This is a genomic window from Vibrio tasmaniensis (assembly GCF_024347635.1).
In the GTDB taxonomy this organism is placed as follows: domain Bacteria; phylum Pseudomonadota; class Gammaproteobacteria; order Enterobacterales; family Vibrionaceae; genus Vibrio; species Vibrio tasmaniensis.
In genome coordinates this window covers 1,441,989-1,455,220 of sequence record NZ_AP025511.1, presented here as the reverse complement: position 1 = coordinate 1,455,220, position 13,232 = coordinate 1,441,989, and the positions used below count along the sequence as shown (strand labels likewise).

The 13,232-nt window shown below is 43.1% G+C and carries 9 protein-coding genes; 5 read left to right on the top strand and 4 right to left on the bottom strand.

What is annotated here, in order from left to right:
• Window positions 1–150: 150 nt before the first annotated feature.
• Window positions 151–714 (bottom strand): SPOR domain-containing protein, encoded by a 564-nt coding sequence (locus OCV44_RS20645; RefSeq protein WP_139685078.1) that lies wholly within the window; start codon window positions 712–714, stop codon window positions 151–153.
• Window positions 715–933: 219 nt separating this feature from the next.
• Between OCV44_RS20645 and OCV44_RS20640 the strand changes: the two genes are divergently transcribed.
• Entirely contained in the window at window positions 934–3,615 is a 2,682-nt protein-coding gene (locus tag OCV44_RS20640) for a bifunctional acetate--CoA ligase family protein/GNAT family N-acetyltransferase (RefSeq protein ID WP_139685079.1), read from the top strand.
• On the opposite strand, the gene OCV44_RS20635 is transcribed toward OCV44_RS20640, so the two are convergent.
• Window positions 3,607–4,494, bottom strand: a complete 888-nt coding sequence (locus OCV44_RS20635) for a LysR family transcriptional regulator (protein WP_065679020.1) — start codon at window positions 4,492–4,494, stop codon at window positions 3,607–3,609. The two genes, OCV44_RS20640 and OCV44_RS20635, sit on opposite strands and share 9 nt — an antisense overlap.
• A gap of 224 nt (window positions 4,495–4,718) precedes the next feature.
• On the opposite strand from OCV44_RS20635, the gene OCV44_RS20630 reads away from it, so the two are divergent.
• Window positions 4,719–6,857, top strand: a complete 2,139-nt coding sequence (locus OCV44_RS20630; RefSeq protein ID WP_139685080.1) for a TonB-dependent hemoglobin/transferrin/lactoferrin family receptor — start codon at window positions 4,719–4,721, stop codon at window positions 6,855–6,857.
• A gap of 423 nt (window positions 6,858–7,280) precedes the next feature.
• Here OCV44_RS20630 and galE read toward each other — a convergent pair whose 3' ends face one another.
• Window positions 7,281–8,294 carry a UDP-glucose 4-epimerase GalE gene (gene galE / locus OCV44_RS20625; RefSeq protein WP_139685081.1) on the bottom strand — a complete coding sequence of 338 codons (1,014 nt, stop codon included), beginning with the start codon at window positions 8,292–8,294 and terminating at the stop codon, window positions 7,281–7,283.
• A 459-nt stretch (window positions 8,295–8,753) separates the two neighbouring features.
• Between galE and OCV44_RS20620 the strand changes: the two genes are divergently transcribed.
• The 3 genes from OCV44_RS20620 (at window position 8,754) to OCV44_RS20610 (ending at window position 11,371) form a co-directional block, all read left to right on the top strand.
• Window positions 8,754–9,497, top strand: coding sequence for a 5-oxoprolinase subunit PxpA (locus OCV44_RS20620; RefSeq protein WP_139685082.1), 744 nt, complete (start codon window positions 8,754–8,756; stop codon window positions 9,495–9,497).
• 163 nt (window positions 9,498–9,660) lie between these two features.
• Entirely contained in the window at window positions 9,661–10,428 is a 768-nt protein-coding gene (locus OCV44_RS20615) for a 5-oxoprolinase subunit B family protein (RefSeq protein ID WP_139685083.1), read from the top strand.
• Window positions 10,421–11,371, top strand: a complete 951-nt coding sequence (locus tag OCV44_RS20610; RefSeq protein ID WP_139685084.1) for a 5-oxoprolinase subunit C family protein — start codon at window positions 10,421–10,423, stop codon at window positions 11,369–11,371. Before OCV44_RS20615 ends, OCV44_RS20610 begins: the two co-directional genes overlap by 8 nt.
• A gap of 140 nt (window positions 11,372–11,511) precedes the next feature.
• Here OCV44_RS20610 and OCV44_RS20605 read toward each other — a convergent pair whose 3' ends face one another.
• The gene (locus tag OCV44_RS20605) at window positions 11,512–12,966 is read right to left on the bottom strand and encodes an FAD-dependent oxidoreductase (protein ID WP_139685085.1); all 1,455 of its coding nucleotides are present in this window, start codon (window positions 12,964–12,966) and stop codon (window positions 11,512–11,514) included.
• Window positions 12,967–13,232 lie beyond the last annotated feature (266 nt).

The following is a 13,232-nucleotide window of genomic DNA, read 5'->3' as shown; positions in this document are numbered from 1 at the left end:
ACTGACTTCAATGATAAACAAAAGTCGAAATAGGTACAGTGTTTTGAATGCTAAAGTTGTCATCTAAGGAGTGAGCGATTAACTATTAAACAAAACCAACCGTCATAAAACAAAAGAAGGAGCATTTGCTCCTTCTTTATGATTTAAAACTTAGTTTAACTTGTTAAGCGTTGGGTATTCAGAGTTCTTGATGTCATCAATGCTTTTTACGAATGGCTTCAAGTTTTGAAAGCTGGTAGGCAGAGAGGAAATCGCCTTTTTAGCATCTAAGCGTGTCGCGTAGTCACCGTAAAGTACAGTGAACCACTTGGTACCGTTAACCATTTTGTAGTTTTCCCAAATTGGCTGGGAAGTCGTTGGTAGCATTTTCACAAAAGAATCGACTTTGGCTTGGCTGCCAACAGCCACAACTTGAACTGTGTAACCAAAGCGCTGGTTCATGTCTTGTTGCTTCTTGGTTGGAGCTGTGATTGTCGCAACCGGCTTAGCTCTAGTCGTGTGAGTGATTTTTTGTTCTACAGGTGCGGTTCTGACAACGTTAACCACGTTCTCTTCAACAACGGCAGTTTGCTCAGATTGAGATACAACAGGAGCTTCAACTTTAGCCGTTTTGAACTCTTCTTGATAACTATCTGACGTTACGTTGGTAACGTAGTTGTCAGATACACATGCAGCCAAGAGCAGTGGCAAAGTCACAATTGCAAGTTTTTTCATGGAAAGCTCTATATCCTTAATAATAATTACTACTATAAATCATGCCGATACGTCGGTTTAGAATCAAGTTAACTTTAAGATTATACACCATTAGTGGGTGACCTATTTCACAAACTTTATGCAGTGTCTGCTTATTCATCTTAATTCGGTGAATTTGCAATCAACCCGTGAGTGAAAAGTAAGTTACGATGAACTTACGTGCATTGCTAGGATATGTCTATGAATCATCTTGATCCCCTACTTAAACCCCGTTCAATCGCTGTTGTTGGTGCTTCTCAACGAGAAACGCGTGCAGGATATATCGTCATGAACAATTTGTTACACGGGGATTTTAAAGGTGCGGTGATGCCGGTAACACCAAAATACGATTCTGTGGCGGGCGTGCTCTCTTACAAAAACATTCTGTCACTGCCTATCGTGCCTGACCTTGCTATTCTGTGTACCAACGCGACACGCAATGTGACCATTTTTGAAGAGTTAGCCAAGAAAGGCATCGCTTCTGTCATTGTACTCTCCTCCGACATGCAACAGCAAAGTGATAATGGTGAGACGTTTGATGAGAGATGTATTGCAATAGCCAAAGCAAACAATATCCGGGTACTTGGTTCCAATAGCTTGGGAGTTATTCTTCCGTGGTTAAATTTGAATGCCTCTTTCTCTCCGGTGACGGCGCTGCCAGGTAAAATTGCCTTTGTTTCTCAATCCGCAGCAGTGTGTACCACGATTTTAGATTGGGCGAACGATAAAGAGATCGGCTTCTCGGCGTTTATCTCGATAGGTAATGGCAATGACATCGAATTCTCGGAGCTGTTGGATTATCTGAGTACCGACTCTCACACCGAAGCAATATTGCTTTATGTCGATAGTATTAAAGATGCGAGGCGCTTTATCTCTGCTGCGCGTGCAGCGTCACGTAATAGACGAATTCTGGTGTTGAAAGGCGGACGAACCGCTAAAGGCCGGGCGGCAGCAATGCTACATACTGGCGGTGCCGATACGTTAGATATTATCTATGACTCAGCGATCCGACGCAGCGGCATGCTACGAGTTAAGAACTTACACGAACTGTTTGCAGCGGTAGAGACTCTGACTCATTCAGTGCCATTGCGTGGAGAGCGCTTGGCTATTGTGACCAATGGCGGCGGCCCTGCGATCATGGCGGTGGATACCCTTTTTGACCGTGGTGGTAAGCTTGCCGAGTTTTCTGAAGATACGCTAGAGAAACTCAATAAGGTTTTGCCATTGAGTTGGTCTCAGAGTAATCCAATCGATATTGTGGGCGATGCAGGTGAGCAACGCTATATCGATACGATAAACATCTTGCTTGATGGTGATGAAGCGGATGCGATTCTTATCATGCACAGCCCTTCTGCGATCGCACATTCAGCTAAAACAGCTGAGCGAATTATTGATGCCATAAAAAAACATCCTCGCCACAAGCGTTTTAACATCCTAACGAATTGGTCTGGCGAGCTAACAGCAAAGCCAGCACGAAAGTTGTTTACTGAAGCGGGTTTTCCAACGTATCGAACACCTGAAAGTTCAGTGGTCGCATTCATGCACTTGGTCGAGTACAGACGTAACCAGCGTCAGTTAATGGAAACGCCAACCACGGCAGAAAAAGTCCATATTGAAGACTTAGCCGATGCAAAAAGTTGGATAGAACGACAACTACTGGATAAAGATACAGTTAGCCTTGATACGCATCAAAATAGCCAATTTTTCAAGCACTTCAACCTAGATGTATTACCAACTTGGATAGCTTCTGACCCAAGTGAAGCGGTACATATTGCCGAAACGATTGGTTACCCAGTCGCAGTTAAACTACGCTCGCCAGACATTGCACACAAATCGGACGTGCAAGGAGTCATGCTTAATTTAAGAAACAGCAATGAAGTCGCGAATGCGGCTCAGGCGATTCTCGATCGCTCTCAACTGTCGTTCCCTACTGCGCATATTCATGGCTTGTTAATTCAAGGAATGGCCAAACTCGCCGGCGGGCAAGAACTACGTGTAAAAGTGACAACGGACGAAACCTTTGGTCCTATCATTTTACTTGGTCAAGGAGGTTCAGAATGGGATGAATCCATTGATGCTGCTGCCGCCTTTCCACCACTCAATATGACACTGGCGCGTTACTTGATCATTCGGGCGATAAAAAGTGGCAAGATTCGCCTGCAAAAACTACCTAACCCGATTGATATTGAAGGTCTCTCTGAATTGTTGGTGCGTATATCTCAGATGGTAGTGGATTGCCCTGAAATACATGATTTGGATATCCATCCAGTACTGGCCAATGGTGACAAGTTCACGATATTAGATGCCGATATCATCTTGAAAGCATACCAAGGCGATCCTCAAGAACGTCTTGCGATTCGCCCTTATCCAGTCGAATTGGAAGAGAATATCGTACTTAAGGACGGCACTGAGGTGTTGTTACGCCCGATCCTTCCTGAAGACGAGCCGCTTCATGCTGATTTTATTCATCGTGTATCCAAAGAAGACCTTTACAAGCGTTTCTTTAGTGATGTGGGTGAATTCAATCATGAGGCGTTGGCTAACTTTACTCAGATTGACTTTGATAGAGAAATTGCATTTGTGGTCGTTCGAAAGGAACAAGGCGTACCCGCGATTATTGGCGTATCGAGAGCGCTGATTAACCCAGAGAACACCGATGCAGAGTTCGCTATTCTGATACGTTCCGATCTGAAAGGCGTCGGATTAGGCCGCATTTTGATGACTAAGGTTATTGACTACTGTCGTACAAAGCAGACCAAGCAGATGTCGGGCATGACGATGCCGACCAACCGAGGGATGTTGACACTAGCCCAGAAGCTGGGCTTTGAGCTAGATATCAGTTTTGAAGACGGCACTGCAGATATGGTGTTGCCGTTACTTTAACGCCCATGTTTTTTTTAGGTGTTGAATACACCAAGACTTGGCGTCGCCCATCTTGTTGCGTCGCCAAGCCATTACGATGTCGATAGGCTGTGGTTCGGTACCCGAAATTTGTTGTAGAACGCCAGATTCAATCAAAGGTTTAGCTACACTATTCGGTAAGGTGCCGATCCCTAACCCTGCAGTTAGAGCCTCTACCTTGGCTGGGAAGCTTGTTACGGTTAAACGTGGCTGCTTTTCTAGAATATTGATGCTTAATGCAGGTTGGTCACGCGCTGTATCTGCAATTGCGATAACCCTGTAACTTTCTCTCGCCTTTTGGTCGAAATCACCAGATCGCTTATGAACATAATGATTCGATGCTGCAACCCATACCATTTCCATCTTACCGATAATGTCACTTTTCATATCGTTTGGTATGGTGTCAACCTTTGGGCACACCAATAAATCAGCTCGGCCGTCTGAAAGAGATTCCCAACATCCAGCTAGAATCTCTTCTTGTAATCGAACCCTAGTTTTACTTATTTTTCCGAGTTCATCGACTAATGGGAAGAAATTAGCAATCGGAATAATGCCATCAAAGGCAATCGTTAAATCCAACTCCCAGCCATTAGCAAGAATACTCGCGTCATTAACGAGCTGTTCAGTGGCACCAAGAATGATCCTTCCTTGCTCTAATATTAACTGCCCCGCTTCCGTGAAATTTGCACGGTGGCCTGAGCGATCAAAAATCATAATATCTAAGTCTTGTTCTAGCTTCTGGATTTGATAACTCAATGAAGAAGGTGCTCGGTCCATTTCATTAGCCGCTGCCGCGAAGCTTCCACGACGATCAATGGCATCTAATATGTGTAAGGCTTCAAGTGTTATTGGGCTATGCATAACTTTCCTACTTTGTAAGTGAGATCTGAATCACAAAAAGAGAAGCATTCACGTAGTGAATGGAACTGAAAAACTCTTTTTAATACATGTGTTTAATGACGCTAATTATGAATTAGTTGATAACATTGAAAATTATTTAAATGCAAATAATAGTAATTATCATTTAGATCCAATATCATCTTTCGCAAATCAAGATGATATTATGGAACTAAGGTAACTATCAGATGTATAAGCAATCCCTACTCTCTGCTTCAATCGTTTTAGCGCTTTCATCAACATCAGCCTTTGCTGAAGATTATGCCCTATTTGACGAGGTTGTTGTATCAGCAACGCGTACCGAACAAAACAAAGAAGACGTTTCAAGCTCAATTGAGTCTGTCTCTGCAAAAGACATAGATAATCAAATGTCTAGCGACATAAAGCAAGCTCTTCAATACACGCCAGGGGTAGAAGCTCAAGGCGGTGGCCGTTTTGGTATTTCAGGCTTTAACATCCGCGGTGTTGAAGGTGATCGCGTTAAACTTATGGTAGATGGAGTTCAACAACCTACACCATATAACCCTGGCGCTTCTGAGCAACGTAAATATTCGAATGCGATCGAAGTCGATACATTAAGTGTCATAGAGGTGAATAAAGGCCCTGCTTCTACGCTTTACGGTTCAGATGCCATTGGTGGTGCAGTACTGCTAAGAACTAAAAATCCAGAGGATATGCTTAGAACTGACGGGGATGAAAACCGTTTTGGCATCAAATCTACCTATACATCTGCAGATGAACAGTTCAAGAACACAGTTTCTTGGGCGATGCGTAAAGATAAGTTAGAAACGATCGTTATGGCGACATACGCTCAAGGCCACGAGACAGAAACTCATTCATCAGGAAGCGAAGTTCAAGGTCCAGATCGTGGTGCAGAGAACCCGGCAGATACGGAATTAAGTAATATATTAGCGAAAGCATTCTACAATGTATCAGATTCAAATAAGGTTGGTATTACAGTAGAGCATTACCAACGTCAATATGATGAAGATGAGCTAAACTACAATGGCTATCAGCTTATGCCGGGTTTTGTATATACTGATAATTACAACAAAGACACCAACAAACGTTTTCGTGCAACATTGGAACAACAGCTTAAGCTAAGCTCTTCAATTGCTGACTCTTTAGACTGGTCTCTAAGTTACCAAGACTCAAGTTCTCTGAATAAAAACTACGATACAACTCGCTTCAACGGACGTCGACTTCGTGAGCGTGATGCTTCTGATGTAAACATGCAAGTTGATACACAGCTTTCTAAGCTAGTGAATATTGATGGTGCGGATCACGAATTCACATATGGTTTCACATACCTGAAGAATGACTTTGAGCTCGAAAACTACGACCATAAGTTTGACCGAGGCACTGTTACACCGGGTAGTACTGGTATCCCTGATGCAGAAATAACGCAATGGGGTGTGTTTGTTCAAGACCAAGCATTTTTCATGGAAGACAAGTTGATTGTAACTGGCGGTCTTCGTTATGACTCATTTGTTGCTGACCCATCAACGGATGAAGGCTACAAGACTCAATATGAGAAGAATAAAGATGACGCCATCACAGCTAAGCTAGGTTCAGTTTACCACATCAATGACAACCTATCGGTATTTGGTCAAGTTGGACAAGGGTTTAAAGCACCTTCAGTTTACGACCTCTACTACTTCTACACTCGAGGTGCCATCATTGAAGCCAACCCTAACTTGAAAGCAGAAAGAAGTATCTCTTACGAACTTGGTCTTCGTGGCAATAATGAACATGCTCGTTTTGAACTAAGCACTTTCTACACAGATTACTCAGATTTCATTAACCAGACGAAATCGGGTAAACAAGGCGGTAAAGACGTATACACCAAAGAGAACTTAGATAAAGTGACAATCTATGGTGCAGAGCTTTCGTCAACGATTAATCTTGACACCCTGTTAGACGCACCATTTGGTACCTACACTCGTTTAGCTGTGGCTTATGCTGATGGTGAAGATAAATCTACAGGTAAATCCATTGATTCAGTAGCACCACTAACGGGTACGCTAGGTCTTGGTATCGAACGCGAGACTTTCGGTTCAGCTTTAAATGTTAAGATGGTTGCTGCGAAAGATGAGTGGAACTCTGATGACAACGTAAACGTGGCTGGATACACAGTTGTTGATTTGACTGCTTATTACCGCCCTGTCACGGATTTAACCTTGCGAGCGGGTCTATTCAACGCATTAGACAAAAAATATTGGCTGTACAATGACATGTCAGGCCGTGGGCACGATTCTAAGTTCAACACCGATATTAAGTCTCAACCGGGTCGTAACTGGGGTATATCTGCAAACTACGAGTTCTAACTGGTTAGAAATCTAGTTCGTTGTAGAGCTAAGTTTATTAAAGGCCTAGGTCATTAAAGATCTAGGTCGTTCCAGAATAAAGCCATACAAAAAATACTGTAGAAACTAAAAAGCCAGCTTACTATAAGCTGGCTTTTGTTATTTCACTAAAAGTTGTATCAAAAAGGGGTAAAGTGAAATTATTTCTCTGCCATTTCTTTCTTTACCATTACTGCAGCAGCAATGATGAAAGTGATGATTAGGCCTAGTTCCATGATTAACTCCAAAGAAAATTAACATTAAACATATAATTCGCGAGCATGATAACAACAACCGATACAGAATGATACTTTTTAACCACCAAATCACTTTTTATTCGATTTAGATCAAAAAAGATGCCCTAGAGCATCTTTTTGTACGTTAACTATTCATGAAATCACTCAATCAACCAGGGAAACCATCAGGGTTTGTTGACTGCCAGCGCCATGTATCTTCAGTCATTTCAGCCAGTGTGCGTGTCGCATTCCACCCCAATTCTTTCTGAGCTTTCGCTGGGTCGGCCCAACACTCTGCGATATCTCCTGGACGACGCTCAACGAGTTTATAAGGTATCGCTTGGCCGCTCGCTTTCTCGAAGGCTTTAACCATATCTAATACACTTGAACCGTTTCCAGTACCTAGGTTATAGATGTGAAGACCGTCTTTACGCCCTACTTTCTCAAGTGCTGCAATGTGTCCATCAGACAGATCCATAACGTGGATGTAATCACGAACACCAGTGCCATCCTTTGTTGGGTAGTCACTACCAAATACAGATAGGAATTCACGTCGGCCAACTGCAACTTGAGATACAAATGGCATTAAGTTGTTTGGAATACCTTGCGGGTCTTCACCGAGTTCACCACTTGGATGTGAACCTACTGGGTTAAAGTAACGCAACAGTGTAATGCTCCAATCTGAATTAGCCTTTTGGAAGTCAGTTAAGCACTCTTCAACCATGAGCTTACTGCGACCGTAAGGGTTAGTCGCACTTGTTGGAAAATCTTCTGTGATAGGAACACTAGCAGGATCGCCATAAACCGTTGCTGAAGAGCTGAATACTAAGGTTTTAACACCAGCATCACGCATTGCATCGACAAGCACTAACGTACCGTTTACGTTGTTGTCATAGTATTCAAGAGGCTTAGCAACAGATTCACCGACCGCCTTTAGACCAGCAAAATGAATCACGGCTTCAATGTTGTGTTGCTTCATGGTTTCAGTTAAAAGCGCTTTATCACGAATATCGCCTTCTATGAAATCAGGGCGAACGCCAGATACTTTTTCGATGCGCTCTAAAACGCTTGGTTTACTGTTGTACAAGTTATCGAAAAGTACAGGTGTCATACCTGCGTTTATCATCTGAATACTTGTATGGCTACCAATGTAACCCATGCCACCTGTAACTAAAACATTCATGTTTAGCAGACCTTTTAATTAAAACACTTAAGCTAATGCTTATGATACAACAGCTTAAGGTAAGTCCACAAACTCTGAGCTGATAAACTTTTATTAGACAATGTTAACTGACCTTTTTCCTATGTGTTTTACTTGGTGTTTTCCCTATCGCCAACCCTCAGAGCTACATCAATGTTTCCATGTGATTCATCACCTTATGTTTGCTCCATAAACCGGAAACAAAATAGATGGAACGCTGTTTGTCGAACACTTCTTTTTCAATTATCTTTAACCATAGTTTCTATGCGTTATTGATGAAAGGAAGCATTTTTCACAATCCATACTTTAGCGGGTTTGAACCATGCAATGACCTTATAGCGAATGCAGTTTTTGGTGTCGAAAATTTGAGTTAGGTCACTGTTTATTTATGGTATTTATAAGACCGTCATTACTCAACTCAACGTAAAGGATTAGCATCACGTGACAACGAAGATTTTGCTTAATTGCGACATGGGAGAAAGTTTCGGTAATTGGAAGATGGGCGATGATGAATCGGTCATGGAATGGGTCGATATGGCAAACATCGCTTGTGGCTTTCACGCGTCTGATCCGCACGTTATGTCCAAAACCATAAAACTGGCGCAGCACTATCACACCCAAATCGGTGCTCACCCTGGTTATCAAGATTTAGTCGGGTTTGGTCGCCGTTCTATTCCTCATACTATGGACGAAATCAGTGAGCTGGTTTGTTATCAAGTCGGTGCATTACAAGCCCTTTGCCGCTATCACCACACCTCTGTTGGTTATGTGAAACCTCATGGTGCCCTTTACAACGATATGATGGCGAACATTGATGTGTTTAATGCGGTAGCCCAAGCCGTCGCTGAATTTAACATCCCCTTAATGATCCTCTCTTCATCCGACAATCAGCAGTATTTAGATATTGCTGACGGTTATGACTTACCCCTCTTGTTTGAAGCGTTTGCCGACCGTGCATACTTGAATAATGGGCAGTTATCGCCGCGAACTCAAAAAGGCTCTGTTTACGTTAATCAGGACGATATCTACAACCAAGTCATGCAAATCATTAACTACGGTTCAGTCACGACCATTGAAGGTGAAAGACTGCCTATTGAAGCCGATACCATTTGTGTTCATGGTGATAATCCCCAATCTATCGCATTAATTAGAAAAATCAGACAAGACCTCAACGCTTTTAACTAATATGAAGCGTGTGATTGGTATGGCGCATGGCCTAACCACTCGCTTAATCGAGCACCTAACCAATTGCTCGTAAGATCTAATTGCTTTGTATTGGTTTGGACACGGAAGTGAGACTCGCCAAGTCAGCTAATAAAAGGCAAGATAACAAACGTATGGAAACGAAATGACGACGAATCAAATTGAATTCAATATAGCGCCAGTCGCGGAATGCAGCGTTTTGGTCACCTTGGCGTTATCAGACACAAACCGCCAATCTAGCGCCGAATATGCGCAGTACATGGCTCATTTTTCCTGGGCTATTCGTCAACACTTAGCATCTGTATTGATGAATGTGACGCCGGCTTACCAAACAATATTAGTCGATTATCTACCTTATCGAATATCAGAACAGCTGCTCATCGAACAACTCAACTCTTTGTTGAGTCATGCTATTTCGTCCTTCTCTAGTGTTAGTAACACTCGTGACACTATCGAGCTTCCCGCTTATTACTCACCAGAAACGGCTCTCGACTTAGGTCGATATCAAGACAAAGGCCTGTCGCTCGACGATATTATTCAATATCACACCTCACAGACATACAGCGTCAGTGCGATTGGATTTACGCCTGGCTTTGCGTTTATGTCTGATGTGGTCAATGAGCTTGCTTTGCCCCGTCATTCAACCCCACGTTTAAGTGTACCGAAAGGCAGTATCGCCATCGCAGATACGAAAACGGCGGTATACCCTTCGGACTCACCGGGTGGCTGGAATATTATTGGCAATTGCCCGCTTCCGTTGTTCGATCACAGCCAATTGAAGAACGCTGATACCACGCAAACGCCGCTGTCTCTACTTAATGTCGGTGACACTGTTCGTTTCAAATCGATATCAAAACAAGAATTTGAGGAGCTTAGGGTTATGGATATGAGTGGAGGTGTCACTAATGGCTAAGACAAAAGCTAAACCAACGCTGACAGTCATTAAGCCCGGCCCGTTGAGTTTGATTCAAGACTTCGGACGATTTGGTGTCGCTCATCTCGGGTTGACACAAGGCGGTCCTGTTGATGATTACTCATATAGCTGGGCCAATCACCTGCTCGGAAACCCAGTCAACCAAGCGGCGTTGGAAATCACGCTTGGGCAATGTGCGTTACGAATCGATTTTGATTGTGAGATGGCATTATGTGGTGGCGATTTACAAGCGAAGCTCGATGGTGAGCCACAGTCGAACTGGCGTACTTTTCAAGCTTTCGAAGGGCAAGTTCTCTCATTTGGTTTACCTAAAAATGGTCTAAGGGCGTATTTAGCCGTGAAGGGTGGCTTCGATGTACCATCAACTCTTGATAGCTGTTCTACGGTGACTCGTGAAAAGATTGGTGGATTAACGCAAGATGGAGCGCCATGCCAGCAAGGGCAACAAATTGCGTTTACCCAACATGAACTCTCTCGCCCGTTTAAAGCGTTGAGTGTCACCTTCCGATACACGCCTGATTACAATCTACCAGTGAACTTACGAGTGATTGAAGGCTATCAAAGCGACCTGTTCTCTGACTCAGCAAAAGAGGCTTTGTATAACGCAAAGTATCACGTTGATCAAAATTCAAATCGCATGGGTTATCGACTGAGTGGTGAATCGGTTGATTCACCTGATATTTCGCTATTGTCAGAAGGTATTGCTTTAGGTGCGATTCAAATCCCCCAAGATGGGCAACCTATCGTGTTGCTTAATGACAGACAAACTATTGGTGGCTATCCAAAGGTTGGATGTGTCGCCAGAATCGATTTACCGCGCTTAGCACAAGCCAAACCTGGACATGAGGTGTCGTTTTGTAAAGGCGATCGCTTAGGCTTACAAGATGTGTGGTGTCAATGGGCTCAATTTTTCGGTTATTGATGTGCCCTGTAGATAGAAGCCTCTTAAATTAAGAACATGAAGCAAGACATATAAACTAAAAATCCAACTTACTGTTTGCAGCAAGCTGGATTTTTTTGTGAGGCCATCATGATTTATACGCTAGGTTAATAAGCGCAATTTTAAGCGTGATCTTGGCCTGATACCTTTGCAAGTGCATCTGGGTATCCACGTTCTTGTGTCAAATCTATTGCTCTGTTTTCAATCTCATTCATATTAAGTGACATTGTCACTGAGTGCGTATCTTCAATAGATACCGCCTCTGATACATCAAACCATTGCTCAGCGACCTTTTGTGCTGCCTCTAGGGTTGAAGAAGCTTTCACTACTTCAAGTCGAGCATAGCGATCACCACAGAATGAAACGTCTGAAGCTCTTAAGCTAGGATCGGTTCCCGGAATCTGTTGTGCTCCAAACAAAGGCTTGCCACCTACCAATGCCGAGCTGAAACTTGGGATGAACTGAGACATATGCGTTATCGCTGCGCGAGTTCTTAATTCAAGCTGCTCTTCACTCCAACCAGATACGATTTTCTTAAGAAGCTTAGAAGGCAGTTGAGGCTGTGATGAATCTGTTGATGATGAAACAAGCCCACCCTCAAACAGAGTAATCCCTTCTGTCATACCGTGAAGTTGGAACACACCATCAGCGTACGGTGTTAATTGAGCCATGCCTTGTGGTGTGCCTCTCGGGCCATGGAAGATAACCTCTGGCCACTCTTCCTTACATTCTTGTGAATACGGCCACTGCGTAACGTATGCGGCTTTGAACTCAACAAGCCTTTGTTGCTTAGAACCGACGAAGTCATCCACGATGCCCGTTTCAAAGCCACTTGCATTAATCAAGTAGTCGGTCGTTAGGTGACAGCTTTGGTTCTCAGCGTCTGTATAAGTCAAAGACCAACCTTGCTCTAACGATTCAACAGATTGCAATCGGCTGTTGGTTAACACGGTACAATTAGACTGTTGCCCCAAAGAGAGTTGAGCGGTTGCAGAAAGTCGGAATACACTCCAACCATACTCTTGAACCATAGCAACAGGATACTTAAGGGTTTCTAGATCCGTATGTTTAGCGAAAGGAATACACCACTCATCAAGCGATGTTGGTTTCAGAGGCTGTGTCTTTGTAGAAAGCGCTAACAAATCCTCTTTGCTATAAAGCTTGTAATACTCTTCCGGATCGCCAAGCACTTGATTGCTTTTATCTTGTTTAACAAGATCTGCATACGCTTGTTTGATGAGCTTAAGGCGAGGAAGTAGATCCAACGGCTCTCCACCATCACTGTGTGGAACAGCAATAATTGTCGGACGAATATTGAGCGTATGAGGAAACAAACGAACGGTATCAATTGACTGCTTGAGCAACTGAAGACATTGCTCTACAGAAATATCTCGATACAAATTGCCACCAGCGTGCAGATGGCAAATTGGTGGACCATTAACCAAACTCGGTCCTTTTTCCAAGATAGTGACCTTATAACCCAACTCACTAAAATGAATCGCGCTCGTGGTTCCGGCAATACCACCACCAACAATGGCAATAGAAGGCTGATTTGTATCCGTTTTGTTGTGGTTCATCGTGTTCTATAGAATATGATTAACTGCCACTATTCTACTTTTGTTCTGCTACGAATTAAAACACATTTTTATCAAGGTCTTAGATAGGCAGTATTTAATATCTATGTAAAAAACCTAAATAATCTCTTGACTCAATAACTCAAGATTGAGTTTTAAAGGTTATTATAACCGTCACATTTGTCCTAAGTGACGCCACATAAAGGCTGCCTCTGTACTCTTAAAACATAGAGGTTAACTTATCCCTAAAGTTATCCACCGTTTTTGTG